The organism is Sporosarcina ureae, assembly GCF_002101375.1.
Classification (GTDB): domain Bacteria; phylum Bacillota; class Bacilli; order Bacillales_A; family Planococcaceae; genus Sporosarcina; species Sporosarcina ureae_B.
The window spans coordinates 2,454,743-2,478,376 of the sequence record NZ_CP015207.1 but is presented as its reverse complement, the minus strand read 5'-3'; the positions used below and the strand labels follow the sequence as shown (position 1 = coordinate 2,478,376).

The 23,634-nt window shown below is 37.4% G+C and carries 18 protein-coding genes and 1 riboswitch; of the genes, 1 reads left to right on the top strand and 17 read right to left on the bottom strand.

All coding sequences use genetic code 11. The features are described from left to right. Positions 1–4: 4 nt before the first annotated feature. The 9 genes from SporoP8_RS12255 to SporoP8_RS12215 form a co-directional block, all read right to left on the bottom strand. Entirely contained in the window at positions 5–1,861 is a 1,857-nt protein-coding gene (locus tag SporoP8_RS12255; protein ID WP_085132760.1) for a heparinase II/III domain-containing protein, read from the bottom strand. After that, entirely contained in the window at positions 1,861–3,144 is a 1,284-nt protein-coding gene (locus SporoP8_RS12250; RefSeq protein ID WP_085132759.1) for a glycosyltransferase family 4 protein, read from the bottom strand. Before SporoP8_RS12250 ends, SporoP8_RS12255 begins: the two co-directional genes overlap by 1 nt. Positions 3,145–3,184: 40 nt before the next feature. Beyond that, entirely contained in the window at positions 3,185–3,802 is a 618-nt protein-coding gene (locus tag SporoP8_RS12245; RefSeq protein WP_085132758.1) for an acetyltransferase, read from the bottom strand. Next, positions 3,795–4,409 (bottom strand): sugar transferase, encoded by a 615-nt coding sequence (locus SporoP8_RS12240; protein ID WP_085133634.1) that lies wholly within the window; start codon positions 4,407–4,409, stop codon positions 3,795–3,797. Before SporoP8_RS12240 ends, SporoP8_RS12245 begins: the two co-directional genes overlap by 8 nt. 38 nt (positions 4,410–4,447) lie before the next feature. Then, complete coding sequence (locus SporoP8_RS12235; protein WP_085132757.1) at positions 4,448–5,572, bottom strand: DegT/DnrJ/EryC1/StrS family aminotransferase; 1,125 nt, start codon at positions 5,570–5,572, stop codon at positions 4,448–4,450. A gap of 90 nt (positions 5,573–5,662) precedes the next feature. Next, a complete protein-coding gene (locus SporoP8_RS12230) occupies positions 5,663–7,495 on the bottom strand; it encodes a polysaccharide biosynthesis protein (RefSeq protein WP_085132756.1) in 1,833 nt (610 codons plus the stop codon). Positions 7,496–7,575: 80 nt separating this feature from the next. Then, positions 7,576–8,343 (bottom strand): tyrosine-protein phosphatase, encoded by a 768-nt coding sequence (locus SporoP8_RS12225; protein WP_085132755.1) that lies wholly within the window; start codon positions 8,341–8,343, stop codon positions 7,576–7,578. A gap of 57 nt (positions 8,344–8,400) precedes the next feature. Continuing rightward, positions 8,401–9,120: a CpsD/CapB family tyrosine-protein kinase gene (locus tag SporoP8_RS12220; protein WP_198166011.1), complete on the bottom strand. Its 720-nt coding sequence runs from the start codon at positions 9,118–9,120 to the stop codon at positions 8,401–8,403. Further along, positions 9,098–9,844, bottom strand: coding sequence for a YveK family protein (locus SporoP8_RS12215; protein WP_085132754.1), 747 nt, complete (start codon positions 9,842–9,844; stop codon positions 9,098–9,100). Before SporoP8_RS12215 ends, SporoP8_RS12220 begins: the two co-directional genes overlap by 23 nt. Before the next feature lie 119 nt (positions 9,845–9,963). On the opposite strand from SporoP8_RS12215, the gene SporoP8_RS12210 reads away from it, so the two are divergent. After that, the gene (locus tag SporoP8_RS12210; protein WP_085132753.1) at positions 9,964–10,188 is read left to right on the top strand and encodes a VanZ family protein; all 225 of its coding nucleotides are present in this window, start codon (positions 9,964–9,966) and stop codon (positions 10,186–10,188) included. 33 nt (positions 10,189–10,221) lie between these two features. Here SporoP8_RS12210 and SporoP8_RS12205 read toward each other — a convergent pair whose 3' ends face one another. From SporoP8_RS12205 to SporoP8_RS12170, 8 genes are all read right to left on the bottom strand, one after another. Continuing rightward, the gene (locus tag SporoP8_RS12205) at positions 10,222–11,049 is read right to left on the bottom strand and encodes a hypothetical protein (RefSeq protein WP_085132752.1); all 828 of its coding nucleotides are present in this window, start codon (positions 11,047–11,049) and stop codon (positions 10,222–10,224) included. Positions 11,050–11,286: 237 nt separating this feature from the next. Then, positions 11,287–12,471 (bottom strand): S-layer homology domain-containing protein, encoded by a 1,185-nt coding sequence (locus SporoP8_RS12200; RefSeq protein ID WP_085132751.1) that lies wholly within the window; start codon positions 12,469–12,471, stop codon positions 11,287–11,289. A gap of 275 nt (positions 12,472–12,746) precedes the next feature. Further along, complete coding sequence (locus SporoP8_RS12195) at positions 12,747–16,619, bottom strand: S-layer homology domain-containing protein (protein WP_232319259.1); 3,873 nt, start codon at positions 16,617–16,619, stop codon at positions 12,747–12,749. 138 nt (positions 16,620–16,757) lie between these two features. After that, positions 16,758–16,944, bottom strand: a riboswitch (cobalamin riboswitch). Between the two features lie 198 nt (positions 16,945–17,142). Further along, a complete protein-coding gene (locus SporoP8_RS12190) occupies positions 17,143–19,215 on the bottom strand; it encodes an Ig-like domain-containing protein (RefSeq protein WP_085132749.1) in 2,073 nt (690 codons plus the stop codon). After that, positions 19,200–21,146 carry a DUF7743 domain-containing protein gene (locus SporoP8_RS12185; RefSeq protein WP_085132748.1) on the bottom strand — a complete coding sequence of 649 codons (1,947 nt, stop codon included), beginning with the start codon at positions 21,144–21,146 and terminating at the stop codon, positions 19,200–19,202. Before SporoP8_RS12185 ends, SporoP8_RS12190 begins: the two co-directional genes overlap by 16 nt. A 506-nt stretch (positions 21,147–21,652) precedes the next feature. After that, positions 21,653–22,423: an immunoglobulin-like domain-containing protein gene (locus SporoP8_RS12180; protein WP_085132747.1), complete on the bottom strand. Its 771-nt coding sequence runs from the start codon at positions 22,421–22,423 to the stop codon at positions 21,653–21,655. A 3-nt stretch (positions 22,424–22,426) separates the two neighbouring features. Further along, positions 22,427–22,666 (bottom strand): S-layer homology domain-containing protein, encoded by a 240-nt coding sequence (locus SporoP8_RS12175; protein WP_085132746.1) that lies wholly within the window; start codon positions 22,664–22,666, stop codon positions 22,427–22,429. A 519-nt stretch (positions 22,667–23,185) separates the two neighbouring features. Beyond that, a complete protein-coding gene (locus SporoP8_RS12170; protein ID WP_085132745.1) occupies positions 23,186–23,539 on the bottom strand; it encodes a hypothetical protein in 354 nt (117 codons plus the stop codon). Positions 23,540–23,634 lie beyond the last annotated feature (95 nt).

The following is a 23,634-nucleotide window of genomic DNA, read 5'->3' as shown; positions in this document are numbered from 1 at the left end:
TGTATTAATATTCCATCTTAATTAGTAATTCATTGCTACACTTATTTTCTTTCATTTCATTTTTAATAATTATACAGCTTATTTCTTCTTTTTTTAAGTAGTGAAGGCTTCGGTATGATTTTCTAATCTCTACTATATTTTCGGTCAGAAGACTGCATATTAATTCCTCATCTTTGTACAGTCTAACCCCTCCACTGTCTTTACGAACTCTTAATGGGGTGTGGAAGTAAATCTCGCAGAATTTCCCATCTCCAGATACTTTGTCAATAACCGTATATCCAGACGTTGCTTTTTGAATATCTCTAGTATGCTGATAACCATTTTTCGAAATCATCGTTCCTGTAAAGCTACTTTTGGAATGGCTTATATTTTTAGAGCTCGTCCAATCATAGATTAAAAATGGTTCGCGTTTTTTCATTTGTTCTTTGTCATCCAACTTGGCAGTATTATGCGCAGCTGTTAAAGCCATGCCTTTACCTATATCTGTAGCATATGAATATGTACCACTGTCGCAAAAAACATTTATCCCTTTATGCCACAGATCTATATGGAGTTGATCCATTTGTGCAGGACGTGTTTTATAGTTTTGCAATGTAGTCATTAAAAAGCCATCTTTATGTCTAAAAGAGTAATAACCAGAATCATTAAATGATGTTGATTTCCTATCGATACAGGAGTGTTTTAAATTATTTATGTCTTCATTACCAAACCACATGAACTCCTCATCGTAAATCCCGTTTTCATATATTCTTTCACCGTCAATTAAAGCACTAATTGTATTTATTACTGGTTTAAAGTTTCTATAATCACAAGACGTCACTGGAAATATCAATGCACCATCATTTGAACCATAGTTTGGTACGTCACCTGCTTCATCTTGCAGTTGATACAGTAAGTTTGCGCTGTTCTTTATTAACTCTTTACTCTTATTCGTGATTTGAATATTTGTTTGATTACTAATACTTAGTACGAATTCCATTAATTGAAGTGCAAATCTTTGATAATTAAATGAGTACTGAATATATCCACCGTCAGGAAGAAATTGTTTAATAATTTCTTTATTAAGTAGTTCATATGCTTTTTTTAACCTTATATCATCATTGCAAGCCCATGCTCCAACAATTAAACCAACAATTTCCGAAAGAGTATGATTGTTCTTTATACATTTGTGAGCATAAAAAAAGTTCGATAATACTTTCTTATAGCTACTTTCCACAATTCTGCGTACATTTTCACTGTCTTGGAGTGTCGTCAAGCCATAAGATTTAAATACAGAGTAAGCAATTAATATATTGATCATTCTTAGTGTAGCTTCTTGACCACATTTATAATTAGCTCCATAAGAATACATGTTTTCTTTTAACCATTCATCAAGCTGATTAGAAAAGGCGAGATAATATTTTCGGTCTTTTGATATCATATAAGCTCTGACAATGTAAAAGAAATGCGTAAACCTTGAAATTTCCCAAACGGCTTTTATATCACCTAAAACCGGGTTGAAATCTGGTATTTGATACCACTTTAAAGAATTATCCACTTCCTTACTTGTAATTGGGTTAACATTCCATTCAATTGGGTAACCATAATCCAAATCAATTGAGGAAAAGCCTTTAATTTTCCCCTGTATTGCATTATCAGCAATTAGCAAAATTTCTTCTTTTTTTATGGCGGATAAACTACCTAAGAGCTCTTCAATTGGACACGTATTTATTTTGAAAATATCAACTCTTTTAACGTAAACTTCTTTTTCAAACATCTTTTCGATTACTGGTATTGTTCTCATCGTCTTCAATTTAATGGAATAAAGTGAACGATTAAATACCCACGGTACTCCATATTCTTTTACTAATGATCGTATCATTACAATACCTCTTTTTCTTTACTCTTATCTACGCTTTCAATGATATCAATTAACTTTAAAGTTAATTTTTTAAAATCAAAATCCTTGGCACCGTTTTTAGCATTTCTAGCTATTAAATCATATTCTGTACTTGACAAGTTTTTAATATCTATTATTGCGTTTGCAAGTTCTTTTGGCGTGCTGTTTTCTAACTCAATACCACAATTATATTTTTTTATTATTGAGTAACCCATCTTCACGGTAGATATGATTGGTTTTCCTGATGCCATATATTCAAATAACTTATTTGAGCTATTACCCCTAGACCAATTATATTTTGTCGAAGAGTAGTTAAGTATATTAACTGATGATTTACTGAGTATAAACGGAATTGTTTTTTTATTTACAAAGCCTTTCATTTTAACATTAGTTAATTTTTCTTCTCTAACTCTTGTTTCCAACATTTCTTTTTCGTTGCCATCCCCGTATATTAAAAATTGAATATCATCTTCAGCGATTAATATTTTTGCTGCATCTAGAATATTTCCTATGTTATTTACTGGTCTAATTGCTCCTACATAAATAACGTTAAACTTATTGGTATCTAAATCCTTATCCACAAATGTATTAATATCAGCAGTTAGTTCGAAGTTCTCCAAATCAACACCGTTATTTATGTAATGACATTTATTAAGATCAATATCTCCACCTTGTTTTATGTCCCATTTCTTCTCTAAAATATAGTCAGTATCCCCTTCTTTAGTAAAAATAAGAGCATCAGCTTTTTTATAAATCCAATGTTCACCTGTTGTTAAAACTCGTCCTAGAAGACTTTTTTCTTTAGCTTTATTAAATGAAAAAATAGCTTCCGGCCATAAATCTCTCACTTCACATATACAAGGTATCTTAAGTCTATTTGCCATTTGTATTCCAGCAACCATAGTTAATGGGTGTACGCTTGAAGCAATGATTACATCTGGTTTTCCATTATATTTAATATAATCTTTTGCTACATTGAATATATTCAAATAAAACAATCCCATGTTTTTAACTCTATCTATGCCATTTCCTAAAGCGGGTGCAGTCTTTACAAAAACAAAAGGGATACTATCTATAGTGTCTGTAGTATATTTTTTGTTTCCCACATCAATAAATTCAGATTTATTGTGATATGTATTTGCACAAAAAATTGTCACTTCATACCCTTGTTTAATTAGGTTCTCTGCAAACCAATAATGACGGCCGCCTCGATTGTCATACATATCAGTAGCATAGTGATTCCATAACCATATCTTTTTTTTCAATTTAGTTCTCCTCTAGACTTCTTTAAATTAAATATCAATATTAGGTTATTTTTCTTGAGGGTATTCCTATGTATGTGCCTGAGTCTTTAAGATCTTTAATTACAACAGAACCAGCACCTACAATGCATTCACTAGCAACACTAATATTATTACTACTCACACTACCAATACCTAACCAAGATCCTTCTCCAACTGTGACCGTGCCAGCCAAACGAGCACCCGGTGACACATGAACAAAATTCCCAATAAGGTTATCATGATCTACCGAAGCACCCGTATTGATAATGCATCCCTGACCTATCACGGTACAGCAGTTAATAATGACTCCCGCCATAACTACCGTACCAGGACCTATACTTACTTCTGATCCAATAACAGCATTCGGATGAACTAATGTGGGGATAGTAGCTCCTGCAGTTTTAAGCGTGTTAAAAATCTTTTTTCTAATTGCATTATCACCAATACCAACAAATATTTCATATTCATCAATATACCTCAACATGGCTGTTGAACTTCCTATTACATCTAATCCCATTACACTGTTAATCGCCTTATCATCTAAGAAGTCGATACTGCTCCATTTATTCATTTTGATAGCAATATCAGCAACTACTTTTCCATGTCCACTTGCTCCGATAATAAGTAGTTTTTTACTCATAGTTGATTTCTTCCTTTTTAGCACCCGTGAACGGCTCCATAGTAGCAGCCGTCTCCGAACTAATATCTTCTCTCACAATCACTTTCTTAATCGTCATCAAGATAATCTTCCAATCCCCGATGAAACTGATATGATCTACATACTTAACATCTAGATTAAATTTATCTTCCCAACTTAACGCATTTCTACCACTGGCTTGTGCCAATCCAGATAATCCAGGCTTTACTTCATGACGTCGTTTTTGATGGTCATTGTACAATGGCAAATATTGAACTAGTAACGGTCGTGGTCCGATTATGGACATATCACCTTTTACAATATTAAAAAGTCCTGGTAGTTCATCTAGTGATGTAGAACGCAACAGCTTACCGAACTTTGTCAGTCTCACGTGATCAGGTAATAGATTACCTTCTGCGTCTTTTTGATCCGTCATAGTCCTGAATTTATACATCGTGAAAATCTCTTCGTTAAGACCCGGTCGCTTCTGTTTAAACAACACGGGGCTACCTAGCTTTGTTCTGACTAGGATGGCTACGATCAAAAGTATAGGACTAAGAACAATGATGGCAATAAGCGAAAGAACAAAATCCATTGGTCTTTTTACCATTTTTCTGTAAAAGTTATGCTTACCGTTCTGATTAATCTTCACCACAACCCTTTAATAATACGAACCACTCTATTCAAATCATCTTGAATCATCTTCGTATCCGATGGCAAACAAACACCATTCGCAAACAGTTCTTCTGATATTCCTTCACCCACAAAATCATACTTCTCAAAGTACGGCTGTAAATGCATCGGTTTCCATACTGGACGTGATTCAATATTTTCTTCTTCTAGTGCTTCAAATATATGTTGCGGTCTCACTTTGCCTGTTAAGATCATGGAACTTAACCAGTAGTTTGGCTCACCCCAGTTATTATCCGGCATGAAGTAGACTCCTTCTAAATCTTCTAATTCACGTTTATAAAAGTTGAAGATTTCTCTTTTTTTGTCCACTCGCTGATCCAATACTTTTAACTGTCCTCTGCCGATTCCCGCTGACACATTACTCATTCGGTAGTTGTAGCCAAGTTCGCTATGTTGATAATGTCTCGCCTGATCCCTTGATTGAGTCGCCCAAAATCTGGACTTTGCGACCTTTTCCACATTATCCGAAACTAGCATACCGCCACCTGAAGTCGTAATGATTTTATTGCCGTTAAATGAAAATGCACCATAATGGCCGATTGTGCCTGTATGTTTGCCTTTATAGTATGTACCTAATGATTCTGCTGCATCTTCTATGACACATACACCGTGTTTGTCGCAAAGTTCCATGATCTTGTCCATATCCGCGGAAAGCCCATATAAATGTACGACGATAACCGCTTTCACTTCGGGATACTGCTCGAATGCTTTTTCTAAAGCTTTCGGACACATATTCCACGTTTCGTAATCACTGTCTATAAAGACGGGTGTCGCGTTTTGATAAATGATTGGATTCGCAGTGGCCGAAAACGTTAATGTTGGACAGAAAACAATGTCACCTTCTCCCACTTCAGCGGCTTTCAATGCTAAGTGAATTGCAGCGGTACCTGAAGACAATGCAGCTGCATCTGTAGAACCGACTTTAGTGGTGAATTCTACTTCAAATTGATTGACATTTTCTCCAAGCGGAGCAATCCAGTTCGTATCAAATGCTTCTTTTATGTATTCCATCTCGTACCCTTCATCACTCATATGAGGTGATGCAAGAAATACTTTTTCGCGTGTTTTCGTTGACTTCATTTTACTAACTTCCTTCCCTACCTACATTTCATAAAAGAGCCTACACCGTGGTTTGTTCACTATGCAATGGTCGTGTATGTTTGTAGAGCATTACATTACACTGCTAGTCGATTGTGGCGCCTCCACAAACTTCCGATTCGCCAACCCAACCAAAGTCTCTTTCAACTCCACATCACTCATACCAGGCAACTTATCCAACACATACAATTGCTCCGTCTCCGAAATCGGTGTGGCTTTCCCGATATAAATCTTCGGAAATACATGCTCACTCTGACGTTCGTCTTCATTCAATAGCTCTTCATATAACTTCTCACCAGGACGAATGCCTGAGTAGTTGATTTCGATTTCATCTTCTTCATATCCAGACAGCTTGATCAAGTTCTTCGCTAAATCGACAATCTTGACTGGTTCGCCCATATCGAGAACAAACACTTCACCGCCTTGTGCAAGTGTTCCTGCTTGAATGACTAGGCGTGATGCTTCGGGAATCGTCATGAAGTATCTAGTCATTTCTGGATCCGTAATCGTGACAGGCCCACCTTTGGCAATTTGTTGTTTGAATAACGGCACTACGCTACCTCGTGAACCTAAGACGTTGCCGAATCGTACAGCAGCAAATTTGGTTTCACTGTCTTTTTCCAAATTTTGTATAATCATTTCAGCGAAGCGTTTCGTCGCTCCCATGATGTTCGGTGGATTGACTGCTTTGTCGGTCGATACGAGAACGAAATGCTTGACGCTAAAGAATCTAGCGGCTTCTGCTACGTTTTTTGTACCGAAGATATTATTTTTGACGGCTTCCATCGGGTTGCCTTCCATGAGTGGTACGTGTTTATGTGCTGCTGCATGGTAGATGACATCCGGTTTTAGTTCGCTCATCAGATCAAATATGCGCGTACGATCTTGCACGTCTGCGATTACAGGACATATTTCTGTATTGGATGAAACTTTTTGGCGCAGTTCCATGTCTATAGTATAAATCGAGTTTTCACCATGACCGAGTAGTATTAATTTCTTCGGTTGGAACTCCACTACTTGTCTGCAAATTTCCGATCCAATTGAACCGCCTGCTCCTGTGATGAGGATTGTTTTACCTGTCAGCTTCTGCTCAATGGCCTGCATATCGAGCTGTACTTCGTCACGTCCGAGTAGATCTTCTATTTTCACGTCACGCATATCTTTAACGGATACTTTCCCTGTCATCAAGTCTTCGATGCGTGGAATCGTTTGCGTTTTGACGCCTGTTTCGATACAACGCTTCATCAACTCTGTCATTTGCTGTTTACCCATCGAGGGAATCGCGATGATGATTTTATCTATGTGATGCATATCCACTAATTGCTGGATGTTCTTAGTACCCCTATAAACACGCATTCCGTAAATATCGAGACCTTGTTTCATTTTATCGTCATCTACAAAAACGACAGGTTTCATGCCGTATTCTGGATTGCTTAGTACTTGTCTGGCGATCATCGTGCCTGCTTGTCCGGCTCCTAGAATCATCGTGCGTTTCATGTCGATGCTCTTATCTCTCACGACTACATCTCTCACTAGACGCCAAGACAGACGGGATCCACCTATTAGCAGAACGTGCAACATCCATGTGATAGCCAATGCGCGGGCGTAGACATCTTGTGTGAGGGTAAATTGAACAACGACCACTGCGAGGATGGTGAACGTCACGGCTTTGACGATCGACTTTAGTTCACCGATAGACGCGTACGACCACGCTTTTCGATAGAGGCCGTAATACCAAGCAAAGAAATGATGCGCAATCTGTATCGTAATGGCGCTGATTAGCAACATTTTATTGAAGATAATCGAAGTGAATGGATGAAGCATGAAGTATCCGATATAGATTGACAATAAGACGATTATGGAATCGGCTGCTATTAACATGGTCATTCGTTTGCGTACAGTCAAAGGAGCTCCTCCTTTCAATTGTGTTTCTATTACTCACTCACTAGTCACTTAAGAGTATCAACCTTTATAAGATTACCAATCTATCCAATTAATTGCCACCACTTTTTAATCACTGGCGTTTCCGGTTCATAGATAGTGAGTAATTTGTTCTGGATAATTTGTTGATTGTTCACCAACAACATATCTACTGTGTCCATATCGATTTTCTTTCCAAGCACTTCTAATCCTTTATTGAATAAAAATGGACGGCTATCGGTATTATGCGCATCCGACCCGTACGCATGGATCAAATTCGCTTCTATGAGCTGAATAGATAACTTCTGGACATTTTTTCCAAAGTAACCTGCCACACTGCCCGCTGTCACTTGTGCAAGTGCACCGTGACGTACTAACCGCTCCAGTCGCTCAGGTTTCTCTGCTATCCCTTTGTTCCGTTCGGGATGTGCAATGATCGGTACAATGCCTTCTTCTAGTAAAGACTGGATGATTTTAATGGTGTAGGCTGGTACATGTTGAGTAGGTAGCTCCAATAGTAAATAACGAGAATTGGCTAATGTGAGTATGTCTTTATTCAATAAATTTTCGATAATATGTTCATGCAGCCGTACTTCTTGACCCACTGATAAAGTCAGATCAATGCCTGCCACATGAATAATATCCCGTAACATTCGAACTTGGCTTTCTACTTCTTGCACCGGTACGTGGTAATGCGGGCTATAAGCATGCGGTGTAACGACTAGCTGTGTAATACCTTCTGACGCGGCCTCTTCTACCATGCGCATGGTCCCTTCAATTGTGTCAGGTCCATCGTCGACACCGAACAATAAATGGCTATGTATATCAATCATGTATGTCCTCCTAGCACTTTGCTGTATTCAAGAAAAGTGAAAAGGCGCAAGGCCCTTTCACTCATCGTTTCCATAATATTGGTAGTAATACTGATCTTTTTGCAATATGAAGTTATTTAAAATCGTTCCTATAACATTCGCTTGGGAAGAGATCAGCGCTTCTTTTGCTTTCAGTACACTGTCTTTTTCCGTAGTGCCTGTATTCAGAACCAAAATCGTACCTTCTGCTTTATTTGACAAAATTTGCGCATCTGTCACAGATAAAACGGGTGGCGCATCAAAAATGATCATGTCATACTTTTCTTTAAGTCTTTCTATGAGTACGTCCATTGTCTTCGATCCTAAAAGTTCCGCGGGATTTGGCGGGATGGGTCCACTTGTGATGAGATCGAGCCCTTCAATATCAGTCTGTTGGATAATATCCTCAAGTTCCCACTGACGAGTCAATAAGTTAGATAGACCTGTTGCATTCATTCGGGAAAATGTATAATGTGTAGTCGGTTTTCGCATATCCGCGTCAATCAACAGCACTTTCTTTCCTTCTTGCGCAAAGACCACAGCTGTATTGGCTGACGCTGTAGACTTCCCTTCCCCTGGCGTTGCTGATGTGAACAGAATGGATTTCAGATCATGATCGGGCATGGAAAAGTTGATATTCGTCCGTATAGTACGGAATTGCTCGGACACTACTGATTTCGGATTCGTTTCCGTAACTAATTTACGCGCAACGGATTGTTTAGCCTGTTTCTTCTTATTAAATATGCGCTTTTTTGACATGTGCACTTGACCCTTTCTTTGGCGCAACGGTTGCCGTATTGACTTCTTTATCAGAAATTGGACTAACTAGCCCAAGCACCGGTAAACCGAGCAATTCTTCAATATCTTGTTCTGTTTTCACTGTAGTATCCAAGTATTCTAGTAAAAATGCAATGCCTACTCCTACCATGAGTCCGATGACTGCTACGATCACTACGTTGAGCTCTTTATTTGGCTTAACGGGTTTCGGATCTTCCGCGTAGAATGCAGGCGATAAAATATTTACGTTATCGACTTTCATCAAATTGACGATTTCCTTTTGGAACACTTCTGCAGTGGTATTGACGATATCGACCGCTTTATGTGCTTGCGGATCTTGTACTGTGACATTGACGACTTGTGAGTTTTGCTCGCTGTTCACTGTAAGTTGAGCATTTAGTGCTGCCGGTGTGATGTCTAGATCCAATTGTTCTATGACTTGCGATAAGATGACCGGACTTTTAATAATGACATTATATGTATTGATAAGTTGTAAATTCGTTTGAATGTCTTGTGAATCAAATGATTGTTGTTCCGTTTTTTGTTGATTGACTAGTATTTGTGTAGAAGCTTGATAGATAGGTGTTAAAAAGAAATAGCTTATGATCGCCGCAAGTACAGCTGCAGCTACTGTCGTTCCTATAATCAAACCCAAACGCTTTTTTAATGTCGAGAATAGTTCCTGTAAACTGATCGTTTCTTCCATAATGTAAAATTGCTCCTTTTCGGCAAACTTGCTACTAGTATAGCATATAAGCATAATGAAAAATATCGAATTTTCATTTTAAAATAGGATTTTTGATTAATTATGCTATAATTACGCGTATGAGAAAAGTCTTATCCCTGCCATCTCGTTTCCCTAGATTCTTCATCGCAAACATGCTCACATTACTACTTAGTTGCGCTGATGAAGCCCATCAATATTTCACGGGAGGACGGACCGCCACCATTCGCGACGTCCTACTCGATATGTCCGGCGCGCTGACATTCTTGCTCATTTTGCAAATCGCCGTCTCGTTGCGTCCCAGAAAAAAAGAACGACTAGCCTGAAAGGAAATCCTTTTAGACTAGTCGTTTTTCCATTTACCTGCCCACCGCTTTACTCATGATACTATCACGACGCGCTTTCTTTTGCGCTGCGTACTCATCGCGAATACTTTGTGAATACGATTTATCATATCCATTAGCCTGCAGATCTTTTTCAAGCGAGCTAACGACTCCATTAAATACAGCATCCGTCTGTGACTCTAAACTATTAGCAGCAGACATATACTTATTGTAGAAGTACCCATAATCGATACTTTCACCATTCGCTTTTTTCGTACTGTATTCATTCTTCGCACGGCTAATCAACGAGTTAATCTTGCCATCAACTTGTCCTTGTAAATTACTAACAGTTGGTTCATATTTTTGTTTAATCGCCGCTACCGAATCCTTCTTCGCTGGCTGATTGGATCCCGCATTCCCTGACGAAGCTTGGCTGCCGGCAGGATCTTTTTTACCTGGTTGATCGCCAGTAGAAGTAGTGGTACCTGTTGTGCTTCCCGCGTTTTCTTTAGCAGGTTGTTTTGCACTGTCTACTTGACCCGTAGATGTGCTTCCTGCAGTACTAGTAGAGGTGTTTTTATCACCTGCTGCAGTGGACGTTGAGCCGTCTAAGTTTTTATCCCCATTATCAGACTTACCATCTGACGTTTGTTCAGTATTCTGATCATCGTTTTGTTCTTCGCCATCAAGAACAAGCTTGGTCCCATTCGGCAAAATAATATCATACGGGTTCTCAATAATCTCATCCACTTCTTCGTCAGCTACTTCATACTCTTTGAATTGGAATAGATATATAATATAGCTACTACCTATAACGATAACCGCTAATGCCGATAGTAAGAATATCTTAAGTTTTTTATTCATATTAGTCTCCTTTGTTCTTTATTTATGTATAGTTTACCAGTTTTCCAAGTCTTCTGCCTAATATAATATGGAAATAAAAAAAGAGCTACCACTACGAGTCTAATTTTTCGACTTTTAGCGGTAGCCCTTTCAACTTTGTTAAATCTATTAAACAGACATAACCTCATATTATTAAAAGCGCGTACAACTTTTCACAAATCCATATAAAAACGGAACTTTTCTCTACTCAGTTATCGATCAAATTCCGAATACGAATGAATATGTGCTATTAAAAGGTGTACCATCGATTGTACCTACTACGTTCATTGTAACAGTCTTACCTTGTAATGCACTTAGATTTGTCGTGCCACTAGCGCCTACTTTTGCCAATGCCTTATCAACTACCGTCTCGAAGTCTTGATTAAGATCAATGTTTGATTGGCTAATTACAACACTTTGATTATCAATAACTAAGGACACTGTCACTGAGTTGATTATCGTATTTGTCTTAAATGCATTGAATATCGGTTTTGCCACAAGTTTAAAATCATTGACTGTAGTCGTTGGTTTTTTAATATCTACAGTGAATGTGTTACCTGACAATGAAACTGCAACAGCATCAGTCGAATTATTGCCTTGTGCTAATATATCCACAATTTTACTGTGTAACATTTGGTTACCAACTTCCACTGTCGGAGGAATTGGTGTTGGATTATCCGGTTCTTCTGGAGTTGTAGGTGGCGTCGGATCCGGATTTTCTGGTTGCTCAGGGACTTCAGGTTTTTCTACTTTTAACGCTGTTTCAGTACGAACTACGAATGTTGCCATTTGGCCTCTCGTCACCAATCCATTAGGTGAGAAAGTAGTCGGTGTTGTACCCGTTGTAATATTAAGTGCTACTAATGCCGCTACATAACCTGCGTATGCATCACTTGGTTTTACATCCTTGAAACGATCAGCAGCTAATGACTCTTCTTTCAAATCAAAACCTAACGTTAAAATTTTAGCCATTTGTGAGCGTGTTAAGTTATTATTCGGTTTAAATGTCTTAACACCTTTATCTTCATACCCCTTAATATATCCAGCATTAGCTAATGCTGCGATAGGACCATAATACGGCGTACCTTTTTTTACATCCTTAAATCCAGGATCTTTTACATTTACTGTGTCCAAGTCTAGTACGTGTGCTAGAATCTTTGCGGATTGTGCACGTGTTACAGAAGCATTTGGACGGTATGTACCATCATCGTACCCTTTCACTACACCACGTTCTGCCAATTCTAAAACTGGCTTATAGTAGTGCACTGCCGGATTCGTTACATCTTTGAAGCTAATTGCTGCATTTGTTTCTGCTGGAACAGCCGCAACGAATGCCCCAGTTGCTACTGTTGTTGCTAAAGCAGCTCTAAATAATTTGTGTGAAGCTTTTGAAGTCTTTTTCAATAAATTTACCCCCCGAATAATTAGTTAGTTCAAGACTAGTTTACCATATCCCTACATGAATGTATTACCAATTATTATTTTTTTAAGATTTATCATTAAATTTGATAACAAGAACAAGCAGTAAATGATTCTTAAGACTCTTCTTTTTAGTTATTATTTCCATTTCCACAAGATTCACTACTCTTTTTATACTGAATAGCATGATGACAGATTAAATACCCCCTTCACCTATAATGTAAGGTTGAAGGGGGTATTAAGTAACTTTCTTATTTAATTCATTTTACTTCTGAAAATTCTATTATCATTTTTGCTGCATGAGCACGAGTTGTAGAATTTCCTGGCATATACTGACCATATTCTCCTGACGCCATTTCTAGATTATATAACATACCAATCGCTTTTTGTGCTTCCGCGTCGTATTTCTTGATGTCTGGGAACGGTGTTTTCGTTTTCCCATTATATTTTGTGCCGTTTTGAATTTCATACGCACGATAAAACATTAATGCTATTTGAGCACGTGTCACTTTAGCTGCCGGCATGAACTTACCATCTTTCCCTTTGACCAAACCATGATGATAAGCAGCTGCCATTTCTGCACGCGTTTCATCTGCATAATTTACTGTATCTGTAAACGGATCTTTTTTATCTGTTTTCAAATCAAGTGAGCGGACGAGTATCGAAACAGCCTGCGCACGCGTCAATGACTGATTTGGTCTGAATGTGCCATCTTTATATCCAGTAACAATTCCATTTTTCACTGCTTGCTGAATGTAATCAGCAGCCCAGTGTGTAGTTAAATCCGAAAATACTTGATCAGGTGTTGGTTCAGGCTTAGGCACTGGCTTTATTGCCACGTCAGTGAAGTCATATATTGAACCTTTCCCTTTAACGAGTAAGTCATATGCTACTAAAGCAAGCAGAGCTTGTTCTGTTGCCATGCCGTTCGATTGCTGCTCAGTCACCAAATGCTTGAAACCGCCATCAGTAGCTTTAAAACTTAGCAAGTGATCTAGTAAATTCTTGTTATTCTTCGTAAATGCATCGCTTCTAGGATTAAACCCATTTGCAGTTAAACCGATAATCACTTGAGCAGTAGCTTCACTAGAAACCCCACCCGCGAATGATTCATGATAACCACCTTCTGGTCCTTGCGCTTTCGATAAAAATGCAACTGTGTTGTTAATTGCTTTCTTTACATCCGCCTGCTCTTTATAAGGAGCGAGCGCAGCTAATGCCATTGCAGTAATATCCACGCTTGTTGTTCCGGAAGTAGTGGTCTCCAAACTCCATGATCCATCCACTTTTTGATTACTCAATAATTCTGCAACCAATTTTTCACGATTCCATTTAGCATCCTTTGGAACTTCGTAGTTATTCGAGTCCAAAGCAATCAAAGCGAAAATAATTCCGTTATTTCCTTGGAAGGTCAAGCTATCTTCACCAGTCGGACGTTTTTCACTGTCATAAATCTTCGCTACTAAATTCAACCCTTTACCGTCTACGTCTGTCGGATCTACTCCAATCGCGCCAGCTGCTAAGATCAATCTTTCAATGTCCGTGATCTTCGCTCGGCCCGTACCGACTTTACTAATAATCTGTTCCTGTACGTTCTGTTCAAATACTTTTTTGTAATCGGCCGGCACTTGAGCGCCTGATCTAAATAATCCGATTGATTGCCATTCTGTTTGAACGCCATCACGTAACAGTTTTTGTTGAACATTTTCCAAAGTCGCTTCTAATTGTTCTGTCATATCCGGAGTAACTTCTGGTGTCTTGTCAATATCTTCAGGAAGCTTTCCATTTTCTTCAGGCTTCTTATCCGGATCTTCTTTGTCACCCGGTTTTACATCTTCCTCTTTATCTTCCGGGCCCCACACTTGTCCTAAGTCTTCCCCTAGATTTCTTGTATATTGCCAGCGAAGAACATCTCCATCTTGCAATGTATAAATGCCCGCACTAAATTGAGGGAAGTCCCCATTGACTGAATACATCCAGCCGCTCTTTTGGCCGCCATCAAATTCAGAAAGCCCCGCAATAGTTTTCACGTACACATCTGGACCAGCTCCAGTTGCTATTACGTCAATTCCTTTTTCTCCAGCTATACGACGTAATACTGTATAGGCAGTGTCACCGTTTTGAAGAGACACTTGCATAGCAGGAATTGCATCCCCCTGTCCCATCGTTCTTTTCTCTACGGAAAGAGTTACTTTACCCTCAACAGGCACTACCGGATCTGTCGGAGTATTAGGCTCTTCCGGTTCAGTCGGCTGTGATGGTTCAGTTGGGGTTTCAGGCTTCGGTTCAGTCGGGGTTTCAGGTTCCGGTTCAACAGGCACTTCTGGCTGTTCGGAAGGAACTGCTAATTGCGCCCATACTGACTTTCCGGTTTTGATTTCATGTAAAGCAATGAGAGATTGTTCCGTTGCTTTTATATTAGTTCCTGCATACTGTCCTAATGTATAGGTAAATGAACCATTCGCTAATTGAAAACTTTGTAATGCGTCAAGTGGTGTTACATCACCTTTTTTCCAACTATCTGAAAGTGGATCTTCTCCAATCGCAACCAGGCCAGAAATAACTGTGGCAATACTATTGGAGTTCTCTGAACCAAATGATCCCCATCCAGCTGTTGCTAATTGTTTTTCACGTAATATATCTTTAACACGCTGTATGGCATTCTCTACTGCACTGTTATCTTGATAATTTGCCAATGTCAGCAAAGCCATGCCTGACATATCAGGGTCTGCCGTCTTACCAGAAAAGGAAAATCCGCCATCTGATAATTGATGCCCAAGCAGGTGATCAAGCGCCTTCTGTTTGCTTGCAGTATTCCAGCTTCCGACATCTTGACCTAGTTTTTCGCCAGTGTCCAATGCCAGCATTGCCCAAACATGCTTGTTCACTCCACCAATAGCTCCGTCTTCTTTCTGCTGAGCTGCTAACTCAGCATATAAATTCCGTTCAGTTTCCCATGCCTTGGACGGATCTTCACCCGATGCAAGCAATGCGAAAATATAGCGAATATGTTCTGTATCATATGTGTTTTCATCTAATCCTGGATCTTTTTCAATCCAATCTGGCAATGAATGATCGCTGCTGGCCAAATAGTTGGTAGCTTGTAAGGCTACTACTTCAGTCCAAGTAAGATTTACGCCCCCAACTCCATTGAGTCTCTCTTTATTATAAAACTTAAATACATTATTCAATAATGTATCCACCGTATAGCCAGGTACTGGATCTGGCTGAATTGGCTGTTCAGGTTCCTCCGGCTTCTCTGGTTCTGGTTCCGGTGAAACTACTTCTTTTGCTTCCACTAAAATCTTGCTATAAGGACGCGTAATATTACTAAATTCCCCATCCATTCGCTTCGCAGAAACATGATATTCACCAGGCTCTGTGAATTGCAGTTTCGCAACACCTTGCTCATCTGTCCGTATTACCTTTCCATCCACCTCGAATGGTTGTTCATTGACAAGAATAGTTGCATCGCCAATCGTACCATCAACTGTATTCAGTTCTAGTGCGACCTCTTCATTCACATGCGTAGTGAGATACGATTGATTAAACCACGAATACTTCACAGATCCATAATTCGTGGTGAAAAACATTGTAATCTCATCATTAGGCTGTAATTCATGTTGACCTACGCCATAATAGGTGAATTCATTATTCACATAGTACATCCAGCCATCTAGACCCGGATTTACTGAATTCATTTTCAAACCATCTATATTACTAATGAAATTTCCGCCGCCAAAATCGAATCTCTTACGATCTGAGACATCATGTCCTTGTAATTCAAGCGCTTTAACAATCGCATGAAGAGCAAGCGGTGGTTCATTTCCTTTGCTACTTCGAAGCGCATGGCTAATATCATATGGTGCAATTTCAAATTCTGTTAGAGGAACGATAGTTTTATCATATCCCTCAATTCTAACACTGACTGGAATCGTCTTTTCAGATTCGTCATCTGTGGTAGCTTCCGAATCCTGTCCTTCATTAGTTACATCGTCTTGACTATCCAGACTAAGTTGCTTAAGTGTTGCATCGGCACTATCAATGTCAGCAGCATGGATCGTTGGTAGCAACATAGAAAAAACGAGCAACAAACTTAAAAAAGCCGAGAATGCCGTTCTACTTAATTTCACCAAAATGTGTTCTCTCCTTCTAAAGTCATTTAAATAAAAATGCCCTGACCTCCCGAATGAGAGATCAGAGCATACGTATATTCAATAGATAGACAGACCAATTGAGTGATACCGTTTGCACACCTTTCTCCGGAAGGTTTAAAAGCAACATACATTGGCAAGTCTCCTGACTTATGGGTATTCGTTTCTTCTGCCTTCCCAGTTTTTCAACCAGTGGCTCTATAGAAGTCACTTCCCATTTACAGTGGCCGGACCGTTCAGGATTCTCACCTGATTCCTTTTTCATCTCTGTGATAAACAGAGAACCAATATATTATTATTTAGTTACTTCTATCATAGTTAACAATCTAGCAATATGCAATAGTCTATAACAATAGGTTTCATAAAACTACATCTAGATTCGTCATTTCCCAACATATACATCTATGAATTAGCAATTGAATATAATCGAATATACAACAAAATCATTATCACCAAGGAATTTTTCAAAAGAACCCTTCGGATAGACTTTTTTTATATTACTTTAACGTTTAAATTCAGAATTCAAATGCCTTGCTAACATCACAGAAAAATGTTGCCTTGAAATAGGTTTGTTTGGCTTAAATCTATTATCATCATATCCAGTTACAATCTTATTAAATACTAAGATGCTAATATAAGGGTAATACCAATCATTTACTTTAACATCAGTAAATTCTATCGTCTGTTCTCCTTTAATCGCATATGCATTGGATATAATCTTTGACATCTGACCTCTAGTCAATAATCCATTTGGATCAAAATATTTTTTTCCTGTTTTCTCACTAACTTTCCCACTTATAATTCCGAGTTCAACCGCTTTTGCTATTTCATCATAACCATAGTCTCCTTTTTTTACGTCTGAGAACTCTGGATCAGGTGCAGTAAAGTCTGTAATTCCCTTTTCACGAAGGATCATCAGTATTGCTTGTAATCGCTTTGTGGATGCTTGCGGTTTAAATTTATTTCCTGGATATCCTATAATTACTCCGCGTTTTACCAGATAACTTATTTCTTCCTGATAAGTGCTTCCCACGTCATTGAATTTCACAATTTTCTTTTCAACGATAATGCTTGATATCTGACTAACATTTCCTGCTTCATCAGTTGCTGTAACTCTTAACTTCGTTCCGGCTTTTTGTTTAGGTATATTCACACTAAACATACCAGCATTGTCTGTAATTGAATCTCCAATTAGATTATTATCTACTTTAATAGTTATTACTGAATTAGCTTCCGATATTCCTGTTAGTTTAGTATCAATATCCGATACACTGTTCACAACCGGTTTATTAGGAGCAGTTCCATCTTGAACAATCACTTTAGTTACTTCGCTAACATCTCCAGTAAGATCCGTAGCTGTAAACATTAACATAGTACCTGATGCTAACTTACTAATTGGAATGACAAATTTCCCATTTGAACCAACTGTAACTGTATATAGAATTATATCGCCATTTTTCACTGTAATTGTTGAGCCGACTTCCGCTAAACCGACTATCTCATCAGCACTATCAATGAGGTCATTAATTATCGGTCTTTTGGGAGGGATTTTTTCATTATTATCGTCATCTTCATTTGTATCATTATTTGGCGGCTTAGTTTCTATCGGTGGCGTTACTTCTGGTGATAACTCTCCTTCCGGCTCTCCTACTTCTACTCCATCAATAACTTTAAATACTGCACCATAGAAGTCAACACCATTTAAATAAGTATTAACACCTAGTTCATTTTGGACTTCTACTCTATCAATTATCCAATCCCCTGAAATTGCATTTTCCGGAAATTTGAAATCGCTAATCCATCCTCCCTTAAGTTCATACTCTGTAACAACGTTCTGAAGTTCATCATCATAAACAAATTTGTCTATTGCAAATTCTACACCATTTGGATTTTTTATATAGGCAGTTACTTTATTTTCTGCATTATGAATATCTGGTAAGTAATGCAATACCTCTGTGAAGTAGATTTGCATTTCATTCTTTAACTTATTTGAATATAAGTTAGTGGAACCATAGACTTGTACAGGGACAGCGGGTTCTTTAATTGAATTAATTAATCCTTCTTTCCACCATTGATATAAAAAGGGATCATGCCACTCTGCGAAATCCCTATATGCATAAGTTAGTAATTTGTGATAATCCACTTCCTCTGCTAAAGGCGGTAGCGCCTTTTGAAATCTCTCAATAAAATTATTAACGGACATATAACTGTTAGCTAGCAAGTTAAGATGATCTCCATAGAAGAAATAATCTTTATCTTTTTTAATTTTTGAAGCTAAATTAGATCTAACCCAATGATCTGCTTCAATTGATGGTATAAAAAATTGATGACTTATGGGATCCTCAGATACATTAGCATTAATAAAATGATCTAATTGATAGAACACTCCTTCTTTCGCTAATACCATTTCTTTAAACTCCCATTTCCCTTCCCTAGTCCCTACTGGTATCTCGAAATTCACTCTCCCTTGATTTCCATATACCTTTGTATCTTTAATACTTACTTGCAGACTTTCTCCTGCTTCATTAGTAAGTAAAACATGCCCTTCTGATAAGTCTCTTACCACTTCCAGCACTTGTTTTTCAGCAAAGAACTGTGCTCCAAAATATTCTCTTTTCCAAGTGTTTCTATATCAGTAACACTCACTGTTTTTTCAAAATCAATGATATTTTCTGATCTAATATTAATATCATATATACCAGAGCCTATAACGTCTTCCTTATAAAATCCTAAATTACTATTATTATTTTCCGTTATATATACACTATCAAAACGCCAAATCCCATTCACGTCAGTCGCTTCTGCCTTAAATTCTCCAACCCACGCATCTAGTTTGGGATCATAAACTAAATTAACATATTTATCACCTCCAAACACCTCATAAATAGGTGAGTGATAAGCTATACTCAATTCAGAAATACGAGAACTTCCTCCTTGTGTTTTTACTATTATATTTGCTATTTCTCCAGTTTTAATTTCTCCTTTGCTCACATCAATGCTCTTTATTACTAAAGGGTCCGTATTATTTATAGTAATATTTACTCCTTGTGAATTCGGCAAGTCCCTAGAGTTTATATATTTCACTTCATTATTATCACCAACTAAGGCTATGTCATCTAATAACCATATCCCACCTTTATCAGTAGACTTGACAGTATATTTCCCTATCCAACTTTGAGTTTTTTTATCAAGCTTTGGCTGTATAGTTATCGTAGATCTTTTCCCTTCTTTATTTATGCTATAACCTACTTGAACATACTTAACGTTCTGAGAAACCTTCATATCTATAACTAACTCATCACCCACATTTAATACATCAGACATTACTTCAAATTCATTCAACGTTAATGGATTCTCTTCACTCTCTTCAGATGAAGAAAAATTTTCGACATTCATATTTAACTCTTCATGATTCTTAAAGTCTGAAGGGAAATATTGTTTTACGTTTTCAGCTTTATCATTTACTATTATACTTTCCAGATTCCACTGTCCTTCTTCATCATATTTATTAACTTTATATGAACCAACAAACATTCCATCATTATTTATATCATTAAACATTATAGATCTTCGGCTATTGCGAGACGGAGGAATAAAAGATGCTTGTATATCGCCCACTCCAGATATGTCATCTTCAACTTCTGCCGTGACTGTAACATGATCACCTACTTTAACAAATCTTGGTGAAACTTTTATAGACTTTATAGTAGGGGGAAGTAGATCAGTATTGAGATTATTAACTTTAAAATCAAAGCTACTTGCAATGTCTTTATCTTCATTTCCTACCCACAATCTGCTGCCTGTATTGCTAATAATATTCAAGGCTTCAAATTCCCAGATTCCACTTTGATAATGAGGGCCAATAGGATGTTTTGCAATCCAGTAACCTGTCTCGTTATCGAATTTAAAATCAAAACCGATACCAGACTGATTATTAGGTCTTCTATATTGAACCAATATACTTTTAATTCCTTTTTCGTGTGATGCTTTTATTTTTAACATTAACTCTTGACCAGGAATTAATTCATCTTCAATTACTTCGACTCCTTGAAAAGTCGGTGGAATAACGTGTGAATTATTAGAGTTACGGATTAAATAAGAGTATCTTTCTTTGTCTAATAATTTACTTTCATGAATATAGCCATCATTATTCGCAACATCTCTTAGACTAATACTTTCAATTCTCCACTTTCCGCCTACATCTGTCTCTTTTATAACATAACTTGTTTTCCACAATCCTACTTCTTCATCGTACTCTAATTGAAAGAACATTGCCCTATCAACTTCGTTGACAGCATGTTGAAAATGAATGTAAACATCACTTACGCCTGACAAGTCATCAGTTACATCAGCTATGATTTCTAACGTATCCCCTACATTCAATTCTGCAGTTGATACATTTAAACTATTTAGAACCGGCGGCTTTGAATCTCCTGCCGCGCTTGTATTTACAACAGGTAATAACAGTATAAAAACCAATACTAAAACCATTACTTTTCTTTTCACACACTATCCCTCCATTTATAAATACTCTTTCTTCTTATATTATCATAACAAGAAGCTATTTATCATGACTAATAATACTATTATACCTGTCCATATGTACTAGTAAATTGGAAACACCTGTTAATATATTTTTTTGCATTATCAATTAATCAAATTAAATTTTTTAATAGTTATATTGGAGTAATAGCAATTAGTTATACTATTGCTTAATATTCACAGTAAAGTAATTATGTGTCGTACAAATAACTAAGACTTAAGCTTCTTTCAGAAAAACAACATACCATAGTGTCTAATCTATGATATCCACTTACTCCACTTCTTATAGAGCATACAATAACCTATAACACTACATTTCATGAAATTACAACTTGATTTGATGTTCCCTTACTACCACACACAGATTAATGTACTATGGCAACTATATTCTTTGACGTCTATAGCTGCGAGTACATAAGCCAAGCTAAAAAACACCTACTCAGTTAATACCAAGTAGATGTTTCAATGAATTATACAATCGAATTTACACCAAAACCATTATCATCTTCAACAGAAGAAGGTTTCGCTATAATTACGGTGATTTTCAAATCTTGTGCCTTATTCCCAGCCTCATCTGCCACACTATACATGATCGTATAAGTGCCACTGTTTGATGTGTTGATTTCATTAATAACATTCCCTGCATTATCGGTAATGACAGCCTGAAGTGCAATCTGCTTACCTGAATAGTCAATTACCTGAACTGCTGGAAGTGTAAATTTCGCTCCATTTTTCATATGTAACTGGTGCTCGCCATTATATTGCCAAACCGGAGATTTATCAGTTGGTTGCTGTGGATTGTTTTCTTCAGGAGGCACCTGAACAGATGCTGTTTTATATAAAAATGATGCGAAATGTCCGCGTGTTGTGGTGTTTTTCGGACTAAATGATAAAACAAAAGGATTGGTAATATCATAAAAATCGAGCACATCAATAAATGAACGTGCTTCTAATTTCGTCTTCCTTAAATCTTTTACATCTCTTGTAAATGTCTGTTTCGCCACAAATCTTACAAGATCCGTTTTGTGAATTGCATTATTTGCTCGAACAAGCACAAACGCCATATTTTCACGAGTAATTTCTCCAGTTGGATTAAGAGAACCGTCGGATTGTCCGTTGAATACTCCCTGATCTTTTACTAAAGCTGAATACTTCAGCAGCTCCTCATTCTTTATTAACTTATTATCAGTAAATCGTGGCTTCGTCTGATAATCTGCCGGAATGTCATACTTAAGAGACACAAGCTATTTCCCCATCATCTTCACTACGTCAGAACGTGATAATGTCTTGTTCGGTTTGAACGTCCCATCCTCATATCCCGAAATAATACCTTGTTCAACTAGTTCTACAATCGCGCTTTCGTGTGAGCTTTTCTCTGTATCCAAAAACCCTTTCCACTCGCAGAAATCGGTGCAGTGATCAGAACGACCAGTGTAACAAGCGCGATTAGTAATTGATTTTGTTTGAATCGAATCAGCATGCATCTTTTCCTCCTTCAAATATATATATAGTACTAGGCCATTATAACAATGATTCCTAGAATTTATATATATTTTATATTATTACACTCTATTTGATGTATTCGATTTTCAATTACATTTAATTCTTACCGACCTCATCTCACTCATTTTTTATAGTCCTATAAGTTCAACTTCTTCCTCTGGGACTTTTATGCATTATATAAATGTTGTTGCGAGTCATCGAAGATACAGGTAATTTAAATGAGATTAATTGTGACATAAGAAGTAAACAGGATTAAGGACATCGATCATTAAAATGAACAGTAACTTTCCTCAGCTGACTCTGATTGTAGAATGAGAGGATTTGCGTTTCTAATTGTGTAAAAAGGACCCTCTGATCGTTTTCTAAATTATGAAGTTCACCCCAAAAGTTAGACTGTGACTCTAACTTTTGGGGTGAACTTCTACAGAAGAATTTTATCTTTTTACATCAATAAATAAACAAAAATTTCCTTAACTTTGTGATGAGCAGATACCTTCAGTTTACTTAGCGGAATAAAACAAGGTATCGATACTGCATAATATTGCACCAATTAATACATAGCTTAAAGATATGTAATAAATCCAAATTGCCACTGCTTGATAATCTTGTTCTGTAATGACTACTTCTGCCTGAAATACTTTTTCTAATTCTATCGGAGTCGCCCCTTTCTGTTCCAACATATCTATAGTTGATTTAAATTTGTCCATGGCTGACTTGGCTATTAAGTAAGGAATAATTAACCCCATGACCATGTAAGAAACGGCATTAAACACGGCAAGCCAACAGAATATTGAATGCTCCGTAAGGAATAGAGGAATGGGTAAGATAATTATGATTAAATTGATAATCTTCATTAGCTAACCTCTTCATTCTAATGGCTACTACTAGCATGTAATAGTATTCCAATTACAACATGCAATGTGAAATTTATCAAGAAGAATATAATTTC